Source organism: Burkholderia sp. SRS-25 (assembly GCF_004343765.1).
Taxonomy (GTDB): Bacteria; Pseudomonadota; Gammaproteobacteria; order Burkholderiales; family Burkholderiaceae; genus Burkholderia; species Burkholderia contaminans.
The window spans coordinates 1-22,695 of sequence record NZ_PTXM01000001.1 but is presented as its reverse complement, the minus strand read 5'-3'; the positions used below and the strand labels follow the sequence as shown (position 1 = coordinate 22,695).

Annotated in this window: 22 protein-coding genes and 1 pseudogene; 13 read left to right on the top strand and 10 right to left on the bottom strand. The window is 65.2% G+C overall.

From position 1 onward, the window contains the following. Positions 1-461 precede the first annotated feature (461 nt). Positions 462-866, top strand: a complete 405-nt coding sequence (locus tag C5O79_RS00115) for a VOC family protein (protein WP_174242169.1) — start codon at positions 462-464, stop codon at positions 864-866. On the opposite strand, the gene C5O79_RS00110 is transcribed toward C5O79_RS00115, so the two are convergent. Beyond that, entirely contained in the window at positions 848-1,105 is a 258-nt protein-coding gene (locus C5O79_RS00110; RefSeq protein ID WP_221624124.1) for a hypothetical protein, read from the bottom strand. The two genes, C5O79_RS00115 and C5O79_RS00110, sit on opposite strands and share 19 nt — an antisense overlap. Then, the gene (locus C5O79_RS37970; protein WP_163009066.1) at positions 1,102-1,335 is read right to left on the bottom strand and encodes a hypothetical protein; all 234 of its coding nucleotides are present in this window, start codon (positions 1,333-1,335) and stop codon (positions 1,102-1,104) included. The genes C5O79_RS00110 and C5O79_RS37970 overlap by 4 nt, the downstream gene beginning before the upstream one ends. A gap of 566 nt (positions 1,336-1,901) precedes the next feature. Here C5O79_RS37970 and C5O79_RS00100 point away from each other — a divergent pair. The 3 genes from C5O79_RS00100 (at position 1,902) to C5O79_RS00090 (ending at position 8,520) form a co-directional block, all read left to right on the top strand. Further along, a complete protein-coding gene (locus C5O79_RS00100; protein ID WP_047853293.1) occupies positions 1,902-3,599 on the top strand; it encodes a M4 family metallopeptidase in 1,698 nt (565 codons plus the stop codon). A 437-nt stretch (positions 3,600-4,036) separates the two neighbouring features. Then, complete coding sequence (locus tag C5O79_RS00095; protein WP_236862420.1) at positions 4,037-6,136, top strand: EAL domain-containing protein; 2,100 nt, start codon at positions 4,037-4,039, stop codon at positions 6,134-6,136. Between the two features lie 53 nt (positions 6,137-6,189). Beyond that, positions 6,190-8,520 carry an EAL domain-containing protein gene (locus C5O79_RS00090; protein ID WP_122477897.1) on the top strand — a complete coding sequence of 777 codons (2,331 nt, stop codon included), beginning with the start codon at positions 6,190-6,192 and terminating at the stop codon, positions 8,518-8,520. Positions 8,521-8,641: 121 nt separating this feature from the next. Here the strand turns inward: C5O79_RS00090 and C5O79_RS00085 are convergent, their stop codons facing one another. The 7 genes from C5O79_RS00085 to C5O79_RS00055 all read right to left on the bottom strand — a co-directional run bounded on the left by C5O79_RS00085 (position 8,642) and on the right by C5O79_RS00055 (position 15,540). Then, the gene (locus tag C5O79_RS00085) at positions 8,642-9,031 is read right to left on the bottom strand and encodes a carboxymuconolactone decarboxylase family protein (protein WP_047853296.1); all 390 of its coding nucleotides are present in this window, start codon (positions 9,029-9,031) and stop codon (positions 8,642-8,644) included. Between the two features lie 122 nt (positions 9,032-9,153). After that, positions 9,154-10,566, bottom strand: coding sequence for a cytosine permease (locus tag C5O79_RS00080; RefSeq protein ID WP_122477894.1), 1,413 nt, complete (start codon positions 10,564-10,566; stop codon positions 9,154-9,156). 116 nt (positions 10,567-10,682) lie between these two features. Further along, a complete protein-coding gene (locus C5O79_RS00075; RefSeq protein ID WP_122477892.1) occupies positions 10,683-12,152 on the bottom strand; it encodes an aldehyde dehydrogenase in 1,470 nt (489 codons plus the stop codon). Positions 12,153-12,164: 12 nt separating this feature from the next. Beyond that, the gene (locus tag C5O79_RS00070) at positions 12,165-13,202 is read right to left on the bottom strand and encodes an LLM class flavin-dependent oxidoreductase (protein WP_122477889.1); all 1,038 of its coding nucleotides are present in this window, start codon (positions 13,200-13,202) and stop codon (positions 12,165-12,167) included. A gap of 11 nt (positions 13,203-13,213) precedes the next feature. Further along, entirely contained in the window at positions 13,214-14,149 is a 936-nt protein-coding gene (locus tag C5O79_RS00065) for a flavin reductase (protein ID WP_122477886.1), read from the bottom strand. A 1-nt stretch (position 14,150) separates the two neighbouring features. After that, on the bottom strand, positions 14,151-14,969 hold the full coding sequence (locus C5O79_RS00060; RefSeq protein ID WP_122477883.1) for an alpha/beta hydrolase: 819 nt from the start codon (positions 14,967-14,969) through the stop codon (positions 14,151-14,153). Beyond that, positions 14,938-15,540, bottom strand: coding sequence for an amino acid synthesis family protein (locus tag C5O79_RS00055; protein WP_047853302.1), 603 nt, complete (start codon positions 15,538-15,540; stop codon positions 14,938-14,940). The genes C5O79_RS00060 and C5O79_RS00055 overlap by 32 nt, the downstream gene beginning before the upstream one ends. 110 nt (positions 15,541-15,650) lie before the next feature. Between C5O79_RS00055 and C5O79_RS00050 the strand changes: the two genes are divergently transcribed. The 3 genes and pseudogenes from C5O79_RS00050 to C5O79_RS00035 all read left to right on the top strand — a co-directional run. Further along, positions 15,651-15,953, top strand: coding sequence for a DUF1330 domain-containing protein (locus C5O79_RS00050; protein WP_122477881.1), 303 nt, complete (start codon positions 15,651-15,653; stop codon positions 15,951-15,953). Between the two features lie 129 nt (positions 15,954-16,082). Then, the gene (locus C5O79_RS00045; protein WP_047853304.1) at positions 16,083-16,769 is read left to right on the top strand and encodes a GntR family transcriptional regulator; all 687 of its coding nucleotides are present in this window, start codon (positions 16,083-16,085) and stop codon (positions 16,767-16,769) included. Positions 16,770-17,033: 264 nt separating this feature from the next. After that, positions 17,034-17,465, top strand: a pseudogene (locus C5O79_RS00035) (flavin reductase); the annotation flags it as partial. A 33-nt stretch (positions 17,466-17,498) separates the two neighbouring features. On the opposite strand, the gene C5O79_RS37965 reads toward C5O79_RS00035, so the two are convergent. Next, positions 17,499-17,729, bottom strand: a complete 231-nt coding sequence (locus C5O79_RS37965) for a hypothetical protein (RefSeq protein ID WP_165935636.1) — start codon at positions 17,727-17,729, stop codon at positions 17,499-17,501. Between C5O79_RS37965 and C5O79_RS00030 the strand changes: the two genes are divergently transcribed. From C5O79_RS00030 to C5O79_RS00005, 6 genes are all read left to right on the top strand, one after another. Beyond that, entirely contained in the window at positions 17,629-18,660 is a 1,032-nt protein-coding gene (locus C5O79_RS00030; RefSeq protein WP_047853305.1) for an ABC transporter substrate-binding protein, read from the top strand. The two genes, C5O79_RS37965 and C5O79_RS00030, sit on opposite strands and share 101 nt — an antisense overlap. A gap of 96 nt (positions 18,661-18,756) precedes the next feature. After that, the gene (locus tag C5O79_RS00025) at positions 18,757-19,641 is read left to right on the top strand and encodes an ABC transporter permease (RefSeq protein WP_047853306.1); all 885 of its coding nucleotides are present in this window, start codon (positions 18,757-18,759) and stop codon (positions 19,639-19,641) included. A 1-nt stretch (position 19,642) separates the two neighbouring features. Then, positions 19,643-20,437, top strand: coding sequence for an ABC transporter permease (locus C5O79_RS00020; protein ID WP_122477877.1), 795 nt, complete (start codon positions 19,643-19,645; stop codon positions 20,435-20,437). Positions 20,438-20,453: 16 nt separating this feature from the next. After that, entirely contained in the window at positions 20,454-21,542 is a 1,089-nt protein-coding gene (locus C5O79_RS00015; RefSeq protein ID WP_047853308.1) for an ABC transporter ATP-binding protein, read from the top strand. Between the two features lie 14 nt (positions 21,543-21,556). Beyond that, complete coding sequence (locus C5O79_RS00010; RefSeq protein WP_047853722.1) at positions 21,557-22,264, top strand: GntR family transcriptional regulator; 708 nt, start codon at positions 21,557-21,559, stop codon at positions 22,262-22,264. A gap of 157 nt (positions 22,265-22,421) precedes the next feature. Then, positions 22,422-22,695, top strand: a 274-nt coding sequence (locus tag C5O79_RS00005; RefSeq protein ID WP_131931049.1) for an aldehyde dehydrogenase family protein, incomplete at its 3' end; no start/stop codon positions are given.

Here is a 22,695-nt window from a genome sequence, read left to right as displayed (position 1 = left end):
AATCCGTGGCCCGGGGTGGTTTTTTCATCCTCGGGCCATCGACGCTTGATGCGTCGCGCAGCGCGACATGGATGCGCCGGGCGCGTCCGGCAGTCGAGCGCCCGGGCAATCGGTACGCTGGCCTCCGGTATCCGGATCGAGTCGTTCAGCATCTTCTTCCATCAGCACACCCCTGCGTCAAGCAATCCTGACGATACCGGCTGGACCCATGCCGGCATCGTCACGAAGATGGACGTGGGGGGCGGGAAACGAGGGTGTTCAGGCTCATCCCTGCCGAATGCGAATAGCGCGATCCGCGGCGATCGAAACGGTGCCCCGGCCCTCGGTTTCAAGCGGGCTCGCGGGCTGTCCGGACGTGCGGCTAATGCGAGTTGTCGAATGTGAGCGCCGGCTCGTATTCTGAATGCGTCGGGCGGAACGGCATGGGGCCTCCGCCGATTCACGCATGACAGGGACTCGCAATGACTGCCATTACGCAAACCATGAAGCTCAACCACCTGAGCTTCCCGTCGTCCGACACGCTGGCGACGGCCCGATTCTTCGAGCGGCATCTCGGTTTCACGATCGCGGGAAGCTGGGAGCAATCCTGGATCCTCAAGCGCCCGGGCTTCGACGTGGTGATCGATCACGTCAGCGACGACATGCCGGCATGGCCGACGAATTTCCACGTCGGGTTCGAACTGCCGAGCTTCGATGACGTTCGCGCGTTGTTCGAGCGCTTTACCGAAGAGGGCGTCGAGATGGTGACGGACGTCTTCAACAACGGGCGTGGTTCCCGTTTCTTCTGCCGCGCACCGGGCGGCGTGATGTTCGAACTGAACACGCGCGCGGATGCCGCGCCGGCCTATCAAGGCACGTTCGACTGACGCAGGCAAGCATCGCGTTGCGCTCGGCCGCCGGCGCGAGCCAGCCTGTCGATGACCGTGCGGGTGTGCGAAGGCCGGGTGATTTCCGTCCAGTGCAGATGCGCGAATGTCGGGTCGTCCCGCAGGGCGGCGAACTTGATGCGATTCCTGGCGAACGTGGTGTACGACCACAGCAGCACCGACTCCCGGGAGAACGCCATCCGCAGCGATTGGTGCGAAGCCGCCGGCACACCGTTCACCCATGCTCGTCGCGATTTTCGGCAAGGCGTTGCCGTTTCCGAACAGTATGGCGACCGCCGTCAGCGATGCGCACGAACACGGCGTGCATGCGATGGCCTTGTGCCGTTTCCTGCAGCAAGGACTGGCGGGCATCGCGGGCGACGGCCGCGGTGCTGCAGCACCAGGGCGGCACTTGGACGCTCGCCGTGTTCGTGCTGGGCGCACTGACGTGGCTGGTGGTGCGGTTCAAGGTGAGGGCCGGCCAGGCGGCGGACGTCGATCGTTCATCGGCTACATGCGATAGATTGCGCCGCGCCGCTCGGGCGAACGATTCGTAGAAAGCATTACCTCGTGCGTCGCTCTGAAGGCTTTCGCTACGAATTCAGCGGCGTCGCCATCGAAAGCGAGAATCGAAGGGCCATTAAAGGTTTCATTGACGCATCGGGAATGGCAACAATCAAAATAAATATTTAATAAAGTAAATAGTAGCCGGCGCTTCACCCCGGCTTCACTTCATTCGTCCCGCGCGACCCGTGCCACGCACCGCCTCGCCCAGGCGTCACGGGCCTCGCCGGCACATTCCACCGATGCAAGCTTGTCGATCCCGCCATCGCTGCCGACAAGATCATTTCGAATTTCTCACCAAACCATGACTCGATTAACACCGATGACAGAAAAAATTAAACTGTTGGAAAATATCTTGTAATTATAAAAATGACCTTCTAGCATCCCTCTGCGGTTCGTGACATGTCTTAAATCAAAGTTTGTACTTGATGCATTCCTCGAACATCACCCACTTATAACCCGGGGGATTACATGAAGAAACTGTCTCGTCTGCTGTCCATCTCCGCGATTACCGTCGCGAGTCTCAGTGCTTTTGCCCAGGCCGGCGACCAGTCGGCTACGGTCGACAAGGCACTGCAACTGATCCAGCAGAACCCGTCCGCCTTCAGTCTCGCAGCCGGCGGCGCAGCACGCACGTTGAAGTTCGCCGGGCCGCAGGCGAGCGCGCCGGCGGACGGCGATCAGTTCCAGGTGCGCGACGTGATCGTCGACCCCGACGGCACCGAGCACGTGCGTTTCGACCGCTTCTACGCAGGCCTGCCCGTGATCGGCGGCGACGTGGTCGTCCATTCGAGCAAGGGGCAGTTGAAGCAGGCGAGCGTGACGCAGCTCGAGCCGATCAATCTCGCCGGCACGATCGGCAAGGTCGGAAACCGCGCGGTGGTACGCAACGCACCCGACATCGGCGCTGCCCGGGTCAAGCGCATCGCAGCCGCGCGTTTCGACTCCGACGTGCGCCGCGTCGATGATGCGGAACTCGTCGTGTTCGCACGCGACGTCACGCCGACGCTGGCCTACGCGGTGCGCGTTTACGGCAAGGCGACCGATGTGCACGGCGACGCGGTGCTGTACTACGTCGACGCGCGCACCGGCACCGTGCTCGATGCACAGGACCTGATCAAGACGGCCGCGGCGACCGGCACCGGCCGTTCGTTGTACTACGGCAACCTGACGCTCACCACCGACCAGACGGGCACGAACGCGTACCGGATGCTCGATCCGAGCCGCGGCTCCGGCTCGGTCTACGACGGCCGCGGGCTGACCTCGGACGACGTCGAGCAGGCGACCGACCTGCCGATCTTCACGAGCAGCACGAACGTGTGGGGCAACAATACGACCACCGACCGGCAGACTGTCGCCGCCGACATCGACTATGGTCTCGCGTTGACTTGGGACTACTACAAGACCACGCACAACCGCAACGGCATCTTCAATGACGGTCGCGGCGTGAAGAGCTACGCGCACGTGGTGTTCAACACGGGCAGCGGCACGACCGGCGCGAATGCGGCATGGCTGGATTCGCACGTGATGGTGTATGGAGACGGCCAACCCGGCACCAGCCTGCCGAAACCCGTCGTGTCGGTCGATGTCGCCGGACACGAGATGAGTCACGGCGTGACCGAGGCCACGGCCAACCTGAACTACTCGGGCGACGCGGGCGGCCTGAACGAATCGACGTCCGACATCTTCGGCACGCTCGTGAAGTACTACGCCAACAACCCGAACGATCCCGGCAACTACGTGATCGGTGCGCGCGTGGTGAGCGGCGGCCTGCGCAAGATGTACAAGCAGGATCTCGACGGCCGGTCGTTCAGCTGTTACCCGTCCGGCGGATTCTCGTGGTCGAATCCGCGCCACGATCCGCATTTCACGTCGGGCGTCGGCAACCGCCTGTTCTACCTGCTCGCTGAAGGCCCGACGGTGCCGTCGACCGACACCGGCCTGACGAAGGCGCAGCTGGTCTGCAACGGCGACACGACCTTCAGCGGCGTGGGTCGCGAGAAGGCCGGCAAGATCTGGTACCGGACGCTGACCGTGTATCTGAACGCCAACTCCAGCTACCCGAACGCACGCCGTGCATCGATCCAGGCAGCGAACGACCTGTATGGCACGAACTCGCCCGAAAGCGCAGCGGTCGCTCGCGCGTGGAGTGCGGTCGGGGTGAATTGATGGCGCTCGTGTGAGCGCGTCGAACGCCCGAGGGTCGCATGGCGGACCCTGCGCTTCGGAGTAGTGCGAACCAGTCGAAGCCACACGATGCCCGGGCGAACGGAGGGCAGAGGTTGATCGACCGCCTGCTATTGCAGGCGGTCGATTTTTTTGAAGTCCGGCTTTCATTGCACCCGCAGCATTACCCGTCGCCTGCACCACGCATCAGGCAGGCCAGCGATCGCCCGCCCCCCCGCTATCCCGTCCCGCCTCGTCCCGGCACCTTTTTCCCGGAAAAAATATCTGCCGGCAATCGTTTGCGCCCGGCCGCGCGGCGTTCAGTTTATTCATCGCATGCCGATATCTCGGGGGCGCGCCTGATCGAAGCGGCATTGCCCCCGCCGCACCGATCGGGAATGGCATCAGCCCATGCGACGGATAGGGGAAGAAAGGTTTTGGTGACAGTTTTCGGGTGCATCGTTCATCGGCACAATCACTGGCTGGTGTTGCTTGCCGCACTGCTGTGCGGAGGCGGCTCGTGGGTCACCGCGCGCCTGTTCCAGCGCACGGTGAGCACCTCCGGCACGCAGCGGCTCGGCTGGCAGGTGTTGACGGCCATTTCGGCCGGCGTGGCGATCTGGTGCACGCACTTCATCGCGATGCTCGGCTTCGAAGCCGGCGCGCCCGTGCACTTCAACCTGCCGCTCACGCTCGTGTCGCTGCTCATCGCGGTCGGCGGCAGCACGATCGGCTTCGCGCTGACGACCTGTCGCATCGTCAAGGTCGCGCCCGCGCTCGGCGGCGCGATCGTCGGCGTGGCCATCGTGCTGATGCACTACACCGGCATGCTCGCGTGGCGGGTCGAGGGGATCGTGTCGTGGGACGTCGGCTACCTGATCGCGTCGGTGGTCCTGGCGATGACGCTCGCCGCGCTCGCGCTGCACCTCGCGATGCGGCCGTCGCCGCACGCCGTCAACCAGATGGCCGGCGTGCTGTCGCTCGCGATCCTCGCGTTGCATTTCACCGGGATGTCCGCGCTGCGCGTCACGCCGCTGATGCTCGACGGCAACTGGACCGACATGAGCGAGCTGCGTCCGCTCGCGCTGGCGGTCGCGGGCACGTCGCTCGTGATCGTCTGCACGGGGCTCGTGAGCTACGTGATCGACAGCAACGTGCGGGCAGAATCGCTCGAACACCTGCGCCGGCTGGCGCTGAGCGACATGCTGACCGGCCTGCCCAACCGGGCCAGCTTCAACGAGCGGCTCGACCTCGAAATCGCGCTTGCGCAGGAACAACGCACGAAGCTCGCGCTGATCGGCATCGACCTGAACCGCTTCAAGGAAATCAACGACCTGCGCGGCCACCACGCCGGCGACGAAGTGCTGCGCATCCTTGCGCGCCGCATGGCGAACCTGCTGCGCGAAGGCGAATTCGTCGCCCGCATCGGCGGTGACGAATTCGCGGCGCTCTGCCGGATGGACGACGACACGCGCCTGATGGATCTGCTCGAACGGCTCGAGCCGGCGCTCTACAAGCCGGTCAGGCTGGACGACTACGAGGTCGTGCCGGGCGCGAGCTTCGGCGTTGCCGTCTACCCGGACGACGCCGCCACCAAGGCCATCCTCATCAACAACGCGGATCTCGCGATGTACCGCGCCAAGGGCAGCATCGCGCAATCGATCTGCTTCTACGAGCCGGCGATGGACCTGATCGTCCGCGCGCGGCGCAGCCTCGCGGCCGACCTGCGCCGCGCGGTGGCCGACAACCAGCTGAGCATTCACTACCAGGTGCAGGCGTCGCTCGCGACCGGCGAGATCCGCGGTTACGAGGCGCTGCTGCGCTGGCATCATGCGACGCTCGGCACGATTCCGCCGGCCGAGTTCATTCCGCTCGCCGAGGAAAACGGCGTGATCCTGGACATCGGCGCATGGGTGCTGCGCGAGGCCTGCGCGCGGGCGGCCACGTGGGAGCCGCCCTATGCGGTCGCGGTGAACGTATCGGCCGTGCAGTTCATGCACGCGGACCTGACGACGCTCGTGGCGGACGTGCTCGAAGAAACCCGCCTGCCGGCATCGCGCCTGCAGCTGGAGCTGACCGAATCGACGATCTTCGCCAGCCGCGAGCGCGCGCTGGACACGCTGCGGCAGATCAAGGCGCTGGGCGTGAGCATCGCGCTCGACGATTTCGGTACCGGCTATTCGTCGCTCGACACGCTGCGCTCGTTCCCGTTCGACCGCATCAAGCTCGACCAGTCGTTCGTCGCGGACGCGGAAGCGAAACCGCAGGATCGCGCGATCATCCGCGCCGTGCTCGCGCTCGGCAAGAGCCTGGGCATTCCGATCCTGGCCGAAGGCATCGAGACGCACGACCAGCTTGCGTTGCTGGCCGACGAAGGCTGCGACGAAGTGCAGGGCTACCTGCTCGGCAGGCCCGCTCCCCTCAACGAGATCGTCGGCAGCGGGCAGATTGCGCTGACCGGCGGCAACCGCGCCCGCACGGCGGCTCCTGCGTCCGAATCGGCCGTCGAGGCCGATCTCGACCCGGGCCCGCGCGGGTAACCCTCGATGCCGGACACGGCAGCCCGCCCCCGGGTTGCACCCCGCAGGCTCACATGAAAATCCTCTACGCACGGATGGCAAGACTGGCAAGCATCGCGGCGCCGGCCCGGAACCCGGACCTGCTCGCGGCGCAATACCGGGTATTCGCCGGCCAGATCCCGGTGTCGTACCTGATTCTCATCTCGAGCACCTGGAGCCTCGCCGTCACGCATTTCGGCAGCACGCCGTGGTGGCTGTCGGTCGCGATGCCGGCCGCGATGACGCTCGCGGCGCTCGCGCGGTTGCTGCACTGGCACCGCACCCGGCTGCTGGAACCGACGCCGGACGCGGTGATGCGCGCGCTCACGGTCACGAACTGGGTGGTGATCCCGGTCGCGGTGACGTTCACCACCTGGGCGCTGCTGCTGTTCCCGTACGGCGATGCGTGGCAGAAGGCCCAGGTGGCGTTCTACATGGCGATCACGGTGATCGGTTGCGTCTTCAGCCTGATGTACCTGCGTACGGCCGCGCTGGGCGTGGCCTTGGTCGTCAACGTCGCGTTCATCGCGTTCTTCCTCTCGACGCGCCAGCCGACACTCGTCGCCACCGCGGTCAACATGGCCTTCGTGTCGGCCGCGCTGATCGCCGTCATCTCCGTCAATTACCGGGGCTTCCTGCGCACCGTCGATGCGCAGGCCGAATCGCGTCTGCGCGAGCAGGCGCAGACGCGGCTGATGCGGATGATCGACGACATGCCGGTGGCCGTGATGACGGCCGACCCGGAGACGTTCCGCATCAACTACCTGAACGCGACGTCGCGCAACCTGCTGCGCTCGATCGAGCACCTGCTGCCGATCCGCGCGGACGACGCGCTCGGCGCGTCGATCGACTTCTTCCATCCGCACCCGCAGCACCAGCGCCGCCTGCTCGCCGATCCCGCGAACCTGCCGCATCGCGCCCGCGTCCCGCTCGGGCCGGAAGTGCTCGACATCCAGGTCTCGGCCGTGCGCGACGCCCAGGGGCGCTACATCGGCCCGATGCTGTCGTGGTCGATCGTCACGCAGCAGGCCGAGGCGGAGGCGCGCATTCACCAGCTCGCGCATCACGATTCGCTCACCGGCCTGCCGAACCGCGCGACCTTCCTGGCCGAATTCGACGCGAGCCTGCGCCGCTCGGACAAGGTGCTCGCGCTGCTCTTCATCGACCTCGACGGCTTCAAGCTGATCAACGACGCGTGCGGGCATTCGGCGGGCGACGCGGTGCTGCGCCAGGTCGCCGAACGCCTGCGCGGGCAGTGCCCCGAGCCGGCGATGATGCTCGGACGCATCGGCGGCGACGAATTCGCGGTGCTGCTGCGCGACACCGATGCGGATCGCGCGATGGGCGCGGCCGCGCGGCTCGTCGACACGCTCGTCGCCCCCTATGCGCCGTCGCCCGACCGGCCGTTCCGCATCGGCGCATCGATCGGCTGCGTGCTGGCGCCGCATCACGGCAACGACGCCGGCGTGCTACTGTCACGCGCGGACATGGCGCTCTATGCGGCCAAGAAAGCCGGGAAGGGCACCTACCGGATGTTCTCGCCGGACAGGGAAACGAGCGCGCAGGAGCGGGTCGCGCTCGAATCGAAACTGCGCGTCGCGCTGGACGAGAACCAGGGGTTGTACGTGTTCTACCAGCCGATCGTCGATGTCCTCACCGGCCAGATCACGACGCGCGAGGCGCTGCTGCGCTGGCATCACCCGCGCGCCGGCTGGATTTCGCCGGGCCGCTTCATTCCGGTGGCCGAACGCGGCGGCCTGATCGACCGGCTCGGCCGCTTCGTGCTCGAGCAGGCCTGCCGGGAGGCGGTGCGCTGGCCCGACGGCGCGCGCGTCGCCGTCAACGTGTCGGCGGGGCAGCTGGGCCACGGCACGATCGCGCCGATCTTCGCGGCGGCGCTGGCAGGCGCGGGGCTCGCGCCCGACCGGCTGGAAATCGAGGTGACGGAAACCGCGCTGCTGCACGACGAGGGCAAGGCCATCGCGGACCTGCGCGCACTGCGTTCGATGGGCGTGCGCGTCGCGCTCGATGACTTCGGCACGGGCTTCTCGTCGCTCGCGCATCTGCGTGCGTTCCCGTTCGACAAGATCAAGATCGACGGCAGCTTCGTGCGCGATGCGGTCACGCGCCCGGACTGCGCGGCCGTCGTGCGCACGGTGGCCGATCTCGGCAAGCGCCTCGGCGTGACGACCGTCGCGGAAGGCGTCGAGACGGAAGAGCAACTGGCGTGCATCACGGAAGCCGGCTGCCGCGAGGTGCAGGGTTTCCTGATCGGCAAGCCCGCACCGGGCGAGCAGGATGCGCCGGCCATCCGCTGGATCGAGCGGGCCGCGCTGGCGGCGCAGGCCACGGCCAGGCAGGCGTGAGCGGCGACGTCGACGAAACGACTGGACGACCGGATGTCCGACACGGATCGTCAGGCGTGACTGCAAACACGGCCGCCCAGTCATCGGCACTGTCCGCTCAGCCTTGTTCAGCTCGCGATACTCACTTCAACACGCCTTCGGCCGCAAGCACTTCGTGTGCGGCCTTGAATGCGCTCAGGCCGTGCGGGATGCCCGAGTAAGCGGTCGCATGCAGCAGCGTGGCCTTGATTTCATCCACGCTCACCCCGGTGTTGAGCGCCCCCTTGACGTGCAGCTTGAGTTCGTTGGTATGCCCGGCGGCCGTCAACATCGCGAGGTTGAGCAGGCTGCGTGTCTTGCGATCGAGCGTGTCGTCGCCCCAGGCCCATCCCCAGGCCCAGGCGGTCGTGGCGCGCTGGAACGCCATCATGAAGGCATCGGCTTTTTCCATCGACGCATCGACATATTCGGCGCCGAGCACTTCGCGGCGAATCGGCAACCCCTTCTGAAACAGCGCATCATCTTCGTTCATGATCGATTTCTCCTGTTGACGCACGAGCGTCGTTGAAAGCCTGCCGTCACCGTCGGAACAAGATCGTGAAGCGGTGTTTGAGCGCGTTCCGCGCGAACCTCGCCGACGAGCGACACCCCCGTTTACTCCAATGCCTCGGCGGCCGCCGGACACCTGCGGCCGACGTGCGAACCGTCCTTCGACGCAAACAGATAGCAGGCCAGCGCCGTGACGACGAGGCCCACCATCCACGATACGTCCGCGCCGCCGAGGATTGATGCCCACGGGCCGTGGAAGAAACGCTCTTCCATGAACGGCACCTGGACCGCAATGCCGAACACGTAGATCGCCATGTTCCGGCAGTTGAGCGATCCGTATGCGCCGCCGTGGCTGCCGATGATCTCCGCGACCCGATAGTGACGGTCGTTGACGACATAGAAATCGATCAGGTTGATCGCGATCCACGGCGCGAGCACGATGCGCATCGCGAAGACCGCATTCAGGAAGATCGCGATGAAATTGCTCGATGCCCACAGCGCGGTGGCGGTCGACGCGACCAGCAGGACCATCGATACGACGACGCGTACGCTTCGACCGGGAACCCAGTGCGGCCGGAAGGTCTGCGCGGCGGTGATGAAGGACAGCACCGCGCCGTACAGGTTCATCCCGTTGTGGCCGATGATGTTGACCAGGAACAGGAAGATCAGCACGTAGCCGAACACGCCGGTCTGATCGCGGATCGCCTGCATCGCGTCCGTGGAGTGCCCGGTGCTGACGGCCAGCACGCCGAACAGGAACGCGAAGATCGTGCCGAGCGACGTGCCGAAGTACGTGTACGCAAAGGTCTTCGCGAATCCGGTCGAGGCTGGGAGATAGCGCGAGTAATCGGACGTATAGGGGGCGAAGCTGATCTGCCATACCGCGCACAGTCCGAACATCGCGAACCAGTTGGCGAGATCGAACTGGCCCTGCTGGAAGATCCGGGCATCGAGGTTCGGCGCCATCAGCGCGATGCCGACGACGAGGGCACCGCCCATGAACCACGCGCCCACCTTGTTGAAGCGGTGAATGAAGTGGCATCCGATCACGCCGACCAGCGTCGCGAGCATGGCGCCGACGACGGTCGCGAGCGGCATGGGCACCCAGGGCGCTGCCGTATGGAGTGTCTTGCCCGCGAGAATGATGTTCGAGACGAAGAAGCCGAGGTAGATCAGCGTCGTGAAGCCCACCACCAGCAGCGACCCGTACCGGCCGAACTGGGCACGGCTCTGGATCATCTGCGGCACGCCGACGAGCGGCCCTTGCGCGGAGGTCAGCGCGTGGAAGATCGCGCCGAAGAACTGGCCGGCCGCGATCGCGAGAATCGCACTCGCCAGGTCGAGGTGAAACACCAGCACCGACGTGGCGCCGGAAATCACGGCCAGCGGCGCGACGTTCGTGCAGAACCACAGGGTGAACAGGTCGGCCGGCTTGCCGTGCCGGGCCTCGGGTGCAACGTAGTCGATCGAGTTGCTTTCGATAGCCAGAACGCCGTTATCGCTTTCCGGGTTTGTCATGCTGTCTCCATTCTTATTGCCTGATGCTCATGCCGGAGAACCGCGCACGTTCTCGCGCGCGGCCCGGCATCACCTTCGAGGCTTTTGATCAGTACTGCGGGTGAATGCGCCGTAGCTCAACGCATCACGAACGGATCGCTGATCGGCTCGTCCGACGTGCGAAGCCACACGGATTTCGTCGTCGTGTATTCGAGCGCGGCGCTCAGGCCGCCTTCGCGGCCGTGCCCCGACAAGCCAAAGCCGCCGAACGGCACGAGCGGCGACACCGCCCGGTAGGTGTTGATCCAGACGATGCCCGAGCGCACGCGCTTCGACACACGGTGAGCGCGGGTGAGGTTGGTCGTGAAGATGCCGGCCGCGAGGCCATAGGCCGTGCTGTTGGCCTTGTCGATCGCTTCCTGCTCGGATTCGAACGTGTCGACCGACAGCACGGGGCCGAACAGTTCGGTCGTGATGCTGTCGGCATGGTCGACGCCGGTACAGTCGAGAATCGTCGGCGCGTAGTAGTACCCGTCGCGCTCCAGCTTGCTCCCGCCGGTGAGCACTGTCGCGCCCTGGCGCACCGAGCTCGCGACGACCGTCTCGATGTTGCGAAGCTGTCGCTCCGTGCAGAGCGGCCCGTACTCCGTTGCCATCTCGCCCGGCGAACCCACGCGAATGCGCGACACGCGTTCGACCAGCAGCGCGAGGAACCGCTCCTTGACGGAGGCCTCGATCAGCAGGCGCGAACCCGCCACGCAGCTCTGGCCGCTCGCCGCGAAGATCGCGGCTACCTGAGCATTCACCGCGCTCTGGATATCGGTATCGGCGAACACGATGAACGGCGACTTGCCGCCGAGTTCCAGCGACACCTTCGCGAGATTGTTCGCCGTGTTCCGCACGATGTGGCGCGCGGTCTCCGGGCCGCCGGTGAACGCGACCTTGTCCACACCGCGGTGGCTGCTCAGCACCGCGCCGCATTCCGGGCCGAAGCCGGTGATGACGTTGACGACGCCAGCCGGAAATCCCGCTTCGTGCACGAGCCGTGCGAATTCGAGCAACGGGCCCGGCGCCTCCTCGGACGCCTTGAGCACCACCGTGCAGCCGGCCGCGAGCGCCGGCCCGACCTTGACCGCGGACAGGAACAGCTGGCTGTTCCACGGCACGATCGCGGCGACCACGCCGACGGGCTGCCGTTCGAGCCAGACCTGCATGTCGGGCTTGTCGACGGGGATATGGCTGCCTTCGAGCTTGTCGGCGATGCCGGCATAGTACCGGTAGTACTCCGCAACATAGGTGATCTGGCTCGACGTTTCCCGGATGATCTTGCCGGTGTCGGTCGTTTCGATTTCAGCGAGTCGCGGGGCGGCCTGTTCGACGAGATCGGCGAGCTTGTACAGCAACTTGCCGCGCGCCGACGCGGACAGTCCGGCCCATTGCGGTTCGATCAATGCGCGGCGGGCCGCCGCGACCGAGCGGTTGACCTCGTCGGTGCGGGCTTCCGGCATCTGCGCCCACACCGTGCCGGTCGCGGGATTCACGCTGCCGAACGTCGCGGCGCCGGGCTCGAACCGGCCGTCGATATACAGCTGAAAATGCACATTCATGGCGTCGGGACCTTATTGGAACGCGGGCATCACATCGCGGATCATCCGTTCGAGCGAAGCCTTCTTGCGCTCGAAGCTCATGCCGGTGTCGATCCAGAACGAGTACTCGTCGAAGCCGAGCGCCTCGTATGCCTTCAGGCGCGCAATGACCTCGGCGGGCGTGCCGATCACGTTGTTCTTGCGCATCGCTTCCGGCGTATAGAACGGGTGAGCGGCGATTTCTTCCTTGCTCAGCGGCTTGATCATCCCGCGGCTGATCGGCCGCTCATTCTTGAACCACGCGCCGAAGTAGTTGTAGAACACGTTGACTTCGTCGGCGGCCACTTGCGCGTCGTCCTCGCTGCTCGCCACATAGGTGTGACGCAACAGCATGATCTTCGGGCGCGGCATGTCGCTGAACTTCTCGCATGCGGCGTTGAAGTGGCCGACGAGCTTCTCGACTTCCTCGTCGCCGAAGTGCAGCGGCGTGACCTGCACGTTGCAGCCGTTGGCCACAGCGAACTCGTGGCTGTTCGGGTCGCGCGCGGCCACCCAGATCGGCGGGTGCGGTTGCTGCAGCGGCAGCGGCGACGACGTCGTCGCCGGGAATTGCCAGAACTCGCCTTCGTGCGCGTAGTCGCCTTCCCACAGTTTCTTCACCGCCGGAATGAGCTCGCGCATGCGTTGCCCCGCGCCCCATGCATCGAGTCCGGGCATCAGGCGCTCGTATTCGAACGAGTATGCGCCGCGCGCGATCCCGAGTTCCAGGCGGCCGCCCGAGATGATGTCGGTCATCGCGGCTTCGCCGGCGAGCTTGATCGGGTGCCAGAACGGCGCGACCACCGTGCCCGTGCCGAGCCGCACGCGCTTCGTCTTGTTCGCGAGATCGGCGAGGTTGATGAACGGGTTCGGCGCGATCGTGAAATCCATGCCGTGGTGCTCGCCGGTCCAGACGGCGTGCATGCCGCCGCGATCGGCGATCTGGCACAGCTCGACCATCTCGTCGTACAGCTGCTTTTGGCTGGTCTGGTCGGAGACGCGCTCCATGTGAACGAAAAGCGAAAAACGCATGATGTGACCTTTCAGGAAAGAAGCGGGCGGACGGTGCCGGTGCTGTGATCGCCGAAGTACAGGCCGTAGCTCTTCAACTGGCTCTCCTTGCGATAGCGTTCGAGCATGCTGGCCAGCGCGCTGTCCTGGAACGCGTCAGACGCGATGTCGTCGATGCTCACGAATTCGCCCGCGATCGCCGCTTCGTCCGGTGCGCTGCAGAGGAACGAGATGTACTGGTAGTGCGTTTCGGTATTGTTGTAGACCGAATAGATGAAGCTTGCCGATGCATCCGGCAGGTAGCGTCGGAAGAGTTCGGCGAGCGCCTTGTCGGCGCCTTCGTTGCCGATCTCCTTCGTGGGCAGTGCCCACTTGCCGTCGGTCGTCTTCACCATGAGCACCTTGTCGTCGCGCGTGATGATCGCGCTGACGATCACCTTCGGGCCGGCGATGACTTCGGCCGACACCTTCGCCGGCGTGAAATAGCCGCCGCGGTAGTAGCCGAGGCCCGCGTAGCCGGTGGAATGGAACGCCTCGACCTTGCCGATCAGCAGCGCGTGATCGCCCGCATCGATCACAGCGTGCGTCGTGCAGTCGAACCATGCGCTGACGTCGTCGATGAGCGGATTGCGATGGGCGCTCAGTTGCCAGTCGACCTTCGCAAAGCGATCTTCGCTCGGCCGGGCAAACGTATTGGACAAGTCCTTTTGCCCCTCCGCGAGAATGTTGATCGCGAAATGGCCCGTGGCGGAAAACGTCTGGTAATTGCTCGACGTCTTCGCGATGCTCACGAGCAGCAGGGCAGGGTCCAGCGACACCGACGAAAACGAATTCGCGGTGAAGCCGAGCGGCTGGTCGTCGTCGCGCGCGGTGGTGACGATCGTCACGCCGGTCATGAACGCGCCGAACGCGTCGCGCAGCTCCCGGGTGTTGATCACCGGGGCTTCCTGGCTGGTTGCTTGGCTCATGTCACACTTCCGATTTCAGGGTTTCCGCCTGTGGCTGGGTCTGCAACCAGGCACGCAGGGCGCGATTGACTTCGTCGGGCGCGGTCAGGTTCACCATGTGGCGCTCGTTCTCGATCACGACGGCCGTTCCGTCGTGCGCGGCCTGCGCCATCTGCCTGGCCATCTCCGGCGTCGAATTCGGGTCGTCCGACCCGGTGAGCACGAGCGCGGGGCAGGCGATCCGGTGCCAGCCGTCCGCATACACTTCGTCGCCCTTCGCGAACGCCGTGTACGCGGTGGCGTAACCCTCCAGGTCGACGGACTGCAGCCACGACTCGACCTTCTGCGCGGCGACCTGTTGCGCTTCGTCGGCGTTGAACCAGCGCCGCAACGGCGTTTCCACGTCGACGATTCCTGAACGCAGTTCCGCGGCGCGTTGCAGCACGGCTTCGCGTGCCTGCAAGGTGCGGCGGTAGACGCCGTTCAGGACGGCCACCCGCTTGACCAGCTCGGGCCGCGTGACGGCCACGCCAGCGGCAATCAGCGAACCCATCGAGTGGCCGGCCAGATTCACGGGGCCGGCGTGAAGCGCTTCGATGAACTCGATCGCCCATTGCACGAACTGCTGCAGGTCGGCGTCTGGGTCGAGCGCGTCGCTTTTGCCGTGGCCCGGCATGTCGACCGCGATCACGCGGAACTCGCGCGACAGGTCGTCGATCTGCGGATACCACGCGTTCGCCTGCATGCCCACGCCGTGAATCAGGACCAGCGGTTCGCCGGCACCTTGCTCGAGAAAGTGGGCGGCGCGCTTATTTGACAGCAGCAGGGTTCTTGACGTCATTTCCGAGCTCTGCGAGATCTTTGTAGCGGTCGCCGATGCGGTGATGCGGACGGCCGGCGGTGGCGGCGCCGATGGCGATGACCAGTTCGTCGGCGGCCGGTGCGTCCGGAATCGCGAACTGGAGTGTCAGGTAGTGCGAACGGCGGCCTTCGTCGTTCTTGTCCATCATCGGGATCAGCAGCGGCGCATTGGCCGGGCCGCGCGTGTTGTTGAACGCGAGGTACGACTTCGCGCCGACGGCCGTGCGATAGGTGTTGCCGAAGTGCAGCGTGTGGATCAGCGCGGACGCATGCTCGATCTCGCCGTCGAGGCCGACGATCGCACTCTTGCCGAACGCTTCGACGGCTTCGCCCGAACCGGCTTCGTCGAGGATCAGCTTCGTCAGGTGTTCGCTGAGCTGCGGCGCCAGCGCGCGGATCTCCGGCGACAGGTCCTCGACATACCCGCGGCCTGCCCACGGGTTCTTGATCACGGCGACCGCCCCGATCATCTTCAGCGGCTTGGCCGCGACCTTGTCGCCATCGACGTAGACGGTCTCGACATGGAGGACGGATTTCCGAATCAGGCTCATGGCACCTTCCTTTCGTGCGTTGATTGTGGATTTGATTGTGGTATACCATGTTACGGCATGCCATGAGTGTTAACCCTCGTCCGGAAATTTCTCGAAAATGGAGGTGGAAAATGACTGCGTACTGGATTGCCCACGTGACGGTGCTGGATGCCGCGAAATACAAGGACTACACGGATATCGCGCCGCAGGCGTTCAGGAAGTTCGGCGCCGTTTTCCTGGCGCGCGGGGGCTCGTCGCAGGTGCTGGAGGGGGCGTCGTTCGAGCGCCACGTCGTGATCCGGTTTGCCGACATGCAAACGGCGCTCGCGTGCTATCACTCGCCCGAGTACCAGGCGGCGAAATCGAAGCGGGACGGGCACTGCCGCGCGCAGATCGCGATCGTCGAAGGGCTGGAGGACGGTTCCGCATGTTGACGGCGGGCTGAGGGCCGCGATCGCGCGGGATGGAAAGCCTGATGACAGTTAAGTCATAATATGGCATTCCATGTTTGCGCCTGCCTCGCGGCCGGCGCAGGCTACCAACCTGTTTCTAGAGTGCCGCCCATGCAAGACCTCAAGATCGACCGCAATGCCAAGACCCTGCGTGAACTGACGCTCGACAAACTTCGCGGGGCGATCGTGCAGGGGTATTTCCGGCCGGGCGCGCGGCTCGTCGAGCGCACGCTGTGCGACGAGCTCGGCGTGAGCCGCACGGTGGTGCGCGAGGTGCTGCGCCATCTGGAGACCGAAGGGCTGGTCGAGACTGTGTCGCGGCAAGGCCCGGTCGTCGCGCGGCTCGATCCGGCGCAGGTGGGTGAAATCTACGAACTGCGCGGCCTGCTCGAAGCCAATGCCGCGCGGGCCTGTGCCGAAGGCGCGACCCCCGAGATCGTGCGGCAGCTGCGCGAGGTTCGCGCGGTGATCGAAGATGCGTTCGAGAAGCGGGAGCTGCCGCGCGTGCTCGAGTACACCGAGCGCTTCTACGAAACGCTGTTCGAGGCAGCCGGGAAGCAGGTGTCGCTGACGGTCGTCAAGACGCTCAACGCGCGTATCAACCGGTTGCGCGCGCTGACCATCGCGATGCCGGGGCGCGGCGGCGACTCGAATGCCGAAATGAACCGCTTGCTCGACGCGATCGAGCGGCGCGACGGCGACGCGGCTTCTGCGGCGTCGGCCGCGCACATCAAACGGGTTTCCGAACTGGCATTGGCGGCGCTCGCGGAGCAGAACGAGGCAGTCGCCGACAATTGACGGAATCCCGCGCGCGGGGACGGCGCGCGAAGTTCGACACGGAAGGCCGCCGGCACACCACGCCGGCGGCTTTTTGTTTTATATGCCGAATCGACTCATGGTATTCCATAATACGATGCGCATTGTTGTGGGCCATAAGATGGCATACCATAATCTCATCGAATAACGCAGCGATCACGGGAGAACGCCATGGCTGAGTCGATGACCGGACACACCGCGGAACAGGCATTCGATGCGCCCGGCTTGCGTCGTGCGCTCGGCGCGCGTGCCCAGGTGGGCGCGATCCTGGAACATCGCGACGGGCTGGTGCTCGTCGACACCGCGCAAGGCTTGCGGTTGCCGGCCGGCATCAGGCTCGAACCGGCCGGCAACCCGGCGAGCCTGCGTGGCGTGCTCGCGAAGCTCGGACTCAACGCGCATCTCGACTTCCTGTTCGCGGTGTTCGAGGCAAGCGACGAGCAGGAGCCGGGCGTACACATCTATTACCGCGGCCGCGTGATTCATACCGGTTCACCGTGGTTCGACGACAGCATCCGCATCGTGCCGCTCTGGCAGATTCCGTGGGACGACATCACCGATGCCGCCGTGCGTTCGATGCTCGAGCGCTATGTGCGCGAACGCAGGCAGGACGCGTACGGCATCTATGTCGGCGATGCCGACGCAGGAACGGTACAGACGCTCGCGCTTGCACACTGAGGATACCTGCCGAACCGGAATGCGCAGGTGCCATCACGGCGCAGCGATGAGCGACAAGATCATGAAGCCGGCGCGATCTGCGTCGCCGGCCCGAATACGCGTGTTCGGATGGCTGCCGCTCCGGTGGCCGCGACGCGCAACCGTTTTCCCCTGGAGAGAGACCATGAGCAGCAGAAGCCTTTCACGTTTTGCCCCGATGGCCATGCTTTGCGCGGCGACGATGGCTGCGACGCCGGCGCCGGCCGCGGAGCAGATCGTGTTCACGAGCTGGGGCGGCACGACGCAATCATCGCAGCAGAAGGACTGGGCGCAGCCGTTCACGCAAGCGAGCGGCATCAACGTGCTGATGGACGGGCCGACCGACTACGGCAAGCTCAAGGCGATGGTCGACAGCGGTAACGTCAACTGGGACGTGGTGGACGTGGAGGGCGACTTCGCGTACGCGGCCGCGCAGGCCGGCCTCGTCGAGCCGATCGACTACTCGGTGGTGAAGAAGGACGACCTCGACCCGCGCTTCTCGACGACTCATGCGGTGGGAAGCTTCTACTACTCGTTCGTGCTGGGCTTCAACAAGTCGAGCTTCAAGGGCGCGCAACCGCAGTCGTGGGCCGACCTGTTCGATACGAAGAAATTCCCCGGCAAGCGGACGCTCTACAAGTGGTCGGCGCCCGGCGTGCTCGAAATCGCGCTGCTGGCCGACGGTGTGCCGGCGAACAAGCTCTATCCGCTCGACCTCGATCGGGCATTCAAGAAGCTCGACACGATCAAGAGCAACATCGTGTGGTGGAGCGGCGGCGCGCAATCGCAGCAACTGCTCGCGTCGGGCGAGGCGCCGATGGGCATGTTCTGGAACGGGCGCCTGCATGCGCTCGCGCAGACCGGCGTGCCGGTCGGCATTTCGTGGAACCAGAACCTGACGGCTGCCGACATGCTTGTGATTCCCAAGGGGGCGAAGCACAAGGCCGAAGCGATGAAGTTCCTCGCTGCGGCGACCAGCGCCCAGGCACAGGCGAAGTTCGCGGCCGATACGGGTTACGCGCCGGTCAACGTGAAGTCGGCGGCGCTGATGCCCGCCGCGGTGGCGAAGACGTTGCCGGATCAGTACAAGGATTCGCAGATCAACCTGGACATGAAGTACTGGGCCGACCATCGCGATGCGATTGCGAAGCGCTGGTATGCGTGGCAATCGAAGTAGCACGACTCGACGTCAATACGATTGACGCAGGCATGCCCCGATCCAGCCATGACACGGGCGGTGCATGACTGAAACAGGAGAGATGCAGGAGACACCATGCCCAATGTTCTGAGTTCCGTCGCTCATCCGCCGGCGAAGGCCGCGCGCCGGCGGCCCGACTGGCGCAACATCCGCTTGCTGGTCCCGGCGATGTTGCTGCTCGCGATCTTCTTCCTGCTGCCGGTGCTGTCGCTGCTGTTGCGCAGCGTGCTCGAGCCGGCGCCCGGCTTGCAGAACTACGTGCAGCTACTCGGTTCGACCACCTATCTGCGCGTGTTCGGGAACACGTTTCTGGTCGCGACCGTCGTGACGGTGGTGACCGTCGCGATCGGCTTTCCGACCGCATGGCTGCTTGCGATCGCGCCCAGGAAGCTGAGTTCGGTGCTGTTCTCGATCCTGCTGCTGTCGATGTGGACCAACCTGCTCGCGCGGACGTTCGCGTGGATGGTCCTGCTGCAGGCGACCGGCCCGATCAACCGGATGCTGATGGCGCTCGGCCTCATCAGCGAGCCGCTGGCGCTGGTGAACAACCTGGTCGGCGTGACGATCGGCATGACCTACATCATGCTGCCGTTCCTCGTCATGCCGCTGCACGCGACGCTGCGCAGCATCGACCCGTCCACGCTGCGCGCCGCGGCGGTCTGCGGGGCGAGCCGATGGCAGGCGTTCTGGCGCATTCTCGTCCCGCTTGCGATGCCCGGCATCGCGTCGGGTGCGTTGATGGTGTTCGTGATGGCGCTCGGCTATTTCGTGACACCAGCACTGCTGGGTGGCGCGCAATACATGATGCTGGCGGAGCTGATCGCGCAGCTCGTTCAACAATTGCTGAACTGGGGGCTCGCGGGCGCCGCGGCACTGGTGCTGCTCGCGGTGACGCTGTCGCTCTATGCGCTTCAGTTGCGCTTCACGGGCGCTGCGCGCGCCGGTATGGGAGGTCGCTGACATGTTGCTCGATTTCGACCGTCTGGGTGCAGTGCGCTGGCTGTTGCTGTCGGTCGGCGGCGCGGTCGCCCTGTTTCTTCTGCTTCCGATCCTGTTCATCGTTGCGCTGTCGTTCGGCGATTCGCAGTGGCTGATCTTCCCGCCCCCCGGCTGGACGCTGGACTGGTACCGCCAGTTGTTCACCGACGCGGGCTGGCTCGATTCGCTGATGACGAGCGCCAGGCTCGCCGTCATCGTGACCGTGCTGTCGGTGCTGATCGGCTTTCTCGCGTCGCTGGCGCTGGTGCGCGGCAAGTTTCGCGGCCGCGCTGCCGTGCAGGCGTTCTTCCTCACGCCGATGGTGCTGCCGGTGGTCGTGCTGGCCGTGGCGCTCTATGCGTTCGTCCTGCGCGTCGGCCTGGACGGCACGATGACGGGCTTCGTGATCGGCCACCTGATCATCGCGTTGCCGTTTTCGATCATTTCGATCAGCAACTCGCTCGCGAGCTTCGACACCGCGCTCGAAGACGCCGCGTTGATCTGCGGCGCGTCGCCGCTCGAAGTCAAGCTGCGCGTCACGATACCGGCGATCCGGTTGGGCTTGTTCGCGGCGGCGATCTTCTCGTTCCTCGCATCATGGGACGAAGTGGTGGTCTCGATCTTCATGTCGAGCCCCACGTTGCAGACGCTGCCCGTCCGCATCTGGGCGACGCTGCGCCAGGACCTGACGCCCGTGGTCGCGGCAGCGTCTTCGTTGCTGGTCGGCCTGACGACTGTGTTGATGTTGGCGGGCGCAATGCTGCGCCGCGCTCGATAAACGAGGTAACCGAGCCATGACTTCCGCATTCCTGCAAATCCAGCGCCTGCGCAAGACCTACGACGATGTCGTCGCGATAGACCAGGTGTCGCTCGATGTCCGAAAGGGCGAGTTCATGACGTTCCTGGGGCCGTCGGGCTCCGGCAAGAGCACCACGCTCTATATCGTCGCCGGTTTTCAGGAGCCGACCGAGGGCCGGGTGCTGCTCGACGGCAAACCGCTGCTCGCCGTTGCGCCGAACAAGCGCAACATCGGCATGGTGTTCCAGCGCTACACGCTGTTTCCGCATCTGACCGTGGGCCAGAACGTCGCATTTCCGTTGCGGGTGCGCCGCCAGCCGGAAGCGGAAATCAGCAGGAAAGTCGACAAGATGCTGGAGCTGGTCCATCTTTCGGAGTTCCGTGACCGCATGCCGGCCCAGTTGTCCGGCGGGCAGCAGCAACGCGTGGCGATCGCGCGCGCACTGGCCTACGATCCGCCGGTGCTGCTGATGGACGAGCCGCTCTCCGCGCTCGACAAGAAGCTGCGCGAAGAGATCCAGCTCGAGCTGCGCCGCATTCACCAGGAAACCGGCGTCACCATTCTCTACGTCACGCACGACCAGGAGGAGGCGTTGCGCCTGTCGGACCGTATTGCGGTATTCAACAAGGGCTGCATCGAGCAATGCGGGACGGGCGAGGAGCTCTATGCGAACCCGGCTTCGCGTTTCGTCGCGAACTTCATCGGCAATTCCAATTTTCTTCCGGTGCGCGTCACGTCGAGCGGCACGGCGCAATCGAATGCGGTGTTTCCGAGCGGCCACCACGTCGCGACCGCCGGCAATGCGTCCGTCGCCGTCGGTGGCGACGGCACGCTGATGGTTCGCCCCGAGCAGATGCGCATCCGTGCAGCCCATGCGGCGCAAGGCATGGCCGGCTTGCCGGTGACCGTTCGCGACATCACGTATCTCGGCGACGCGATGCACTATTCGGTCACCACGCCGTGGGAGCAGGAGATCTCCGTCCGGATGCCGGCAGGCGATCACCGGGACAGCGGCATCGTCGTCGGTACCCGTGCGCTGGTGGACTGGGATGCACGTGACGTGCGTCTGTTTGCGCAGGCATGAACCGGCAGCCGGCGATGCACGAATCGTTTCCATCCCTGAAGGTCGAGCGCCGCACGACCACGCTGCGGGAACTCGTCCTCGAGAAAATGCGCGCAGCCATCCTCGACGCCCGCTTTCTGCCGGGCGAACGGCTCGTCGAGCGGACGTTGTGCGAAGAACTGGGCGTGAGCCGTACCGTCGTGCGCGAGGTGTTGCGCCATCTGGAAGCGGAAGGGCTCGTCGATACGGTGCCCAACCAGGGCCCGATCGTCGCCGTGCTCGATCTCGACCGGGCAGCCGAGATCTACGAGATTCGGGGCCTGCTGGAAGGGGAGGCCGCTTCGGCGTGTGCGCGACTGGCGGACGAACGGACGATCGCGGAACTGGAAGCGCTGATCGATCACATTCGGGATGCATTCGGAAGCCGGGATTACCGCAGCGTCCGGATGCTCACGACGTCCTTTTACGAGCGCATGTTTCTGGCGGGGAAAAAGCAGGTGGCGTGGGAGATCGTGCAGTCCCTGATGGCGCGGATCAACCGCCTGAGGGCGATGACCATCTCCTCGGACGATCGCGGGCAGCAGGCGGTGCAGGAGATGCGCCTGATCGTGGCTGCGATACGGGCCGGGAACGCCGCGGCCGCAAGCGAGGCTGCGCTTGCGCACGTCAACCGCGTCGCCGAAATTGCCCGGACGTTGTTGGGCGAAGGGCAGGAGCACGCCAGCGGGAAACACGCCGGATGATGGCGCACGCATGACTGGATCGAGCCCGTTCCGAATGTGCTGCGATGCCTGACCCGGCCACGGCGCGTCATGGTAGTCGACATGCCGCGCCGTGGCCGGATTTCATGTTGGATTCGTATTGGATTGCCCGATACATTTTTCTGCAAGTCGAGGAACGATGATGGAATTTGGAAGCGCGTTGAAGGATCCGGCGCTGTTTCGCCAGCAGGCCTACGTCAACGGCGAATGGCAGGCGGCCGCAAGCGGCGAAACTTTCGAAGTCCGGGACCCTTCAACCGGAGACCTTGTTGGGACGGTGCCGTTGATGGGCACGGCCGAGACGCGTCACGCGATCGAAGCCGCGAACGCCGCATGGCCGGCGTGGCGCAAGAAGACGGCAAAGGAACGCGCGGTCGTCCTGCGCAAGTGGCACGACCTGATGATGGAAAACG

Excerpts from the sequence above, each read along its gene's own strand:
- C5O79_RS00100 (WP_047853293.1), top strand. The coding sequence starts at position 1,902 with ATGAAGAAACTGTCTCGTCTGCTGTCCATCTCCGCGATTACCGTCGCG.
- C5O79_RS00080 (WP_122477894.1), bottom strand. The coding sequence starts at position 10,566 with ATGACAAACCCGGAAAGCGATAACGGCGTTCTGGCTATCGAAAGCAAC.
- C5O79_RS00055 (WP_047853302.1), bottom strand. The coding sequence starts at position 15,540 with ATGAGCCTGATTCGGAAATCCGTCCTCCATGTCGAGACCGTCTACGTC.
- C5O79_RS00115 (WP_174242169.1), top strand. The coding sequence starts at position 462 with ATGACTGCCATTACGCAAACCATGAAGCTCAACCACCTGAGCTTCCCG.
- C5O79_RS00065 (WP_122477886.1), bottom strand. The coding sequence starts at position 14,149 with ATGAGCCAAGCAACCAGCCAGGAAGCCCCGGTGATCAACACCCGGGAG.
- C5O79_RS00070 (WP_122477889.1), bottom strand. The coding sequence starts at position 13,202 with ATGCGTTTTTCGCTTTTCGTTCACATGGAGCGCGTCTCCGACCAGACC.
- C5O79_RS00050 (WP_122477881.1), top strand. The coding sequence starts at position 15,651 with ATGACTGCGTACTGGATTGCCCACGTGACGGTGCTGGATGCCGCGAAA.
- C5O79_RS00030 (WP_047853305.1), top strand. The coding sequence starts at position 17,629 with ATGAGCAGCAGAAGCCTTTCACGTTTTGCCCCGATGGCCATGCTTTGC.
- C5O79_RS00075 (WP_122477892.1), bottom strand. The coding sequence starts at position 12,152 with ATGAATGTGCATTTTCAGCTGTATATCGACGGCCGGTTCGAGCCCGGC.
- C5O79_RS00010 (WP_047853722.1), top strand. The coding sequence starts at position 21,557 with ATGCACGAATCGTTTCCATCCCTGAAGGTCGAGCGCCGCACGACCACG.
- C5O79_RS00045 (WP_047853304.1), top strand. The coding sequence starts at position 16,083 with ATGCAAGACCTCAAGATCGACCGCAATGCCAAGACCCTGCGTGAACTG.
- C5O79_RS00015 (WP_047853308.1), top strand. The coding sequence starts at position 20,454 with ATGACTTCCGCATTCCTGCAAATCCAGCGCCTGCGCAAGACCTACGAC.
- C5O79_RS00025 (WP_047853306.1), top strand. The coding sequence starts at position 18,757 with ATGCCCAATGTTCTGAGTTCCGTCGCTCATCCGCCGGCGAAGGCCGCG.
- C5O79_RS00060 (WP_122477883.1), bottom strand. The coding sequence starts at position 14,969 with ATGACGTCAAGAACCCTGCTGCTGTCAAATAAGCGCGCCGCCCACTTT.
- C5O79_RS00090 (WP_122477897.1), top strand. The coding sequence starts at position 6,190 with ATGAAAATCCTCTACGCACGGATGGCAAGACTGGCAAGCATCGCGGCG.
- C5O79_RS00020 (WP_122477877.1), top strand. The coding sequence starts at position 19,643 with ATGTTGCTCGATTTCGACCGTCTGGGTGCAGTGCGCTGGCTGTTGCTG.
- C5O79_RS00085 (WP_047853296.1), bottom strand. The coding sequence starts at position 9,031 with ATGAACGAAGATGATGCGCTGTTTCAGAAGGGGTTGCCGATTCGCCGC.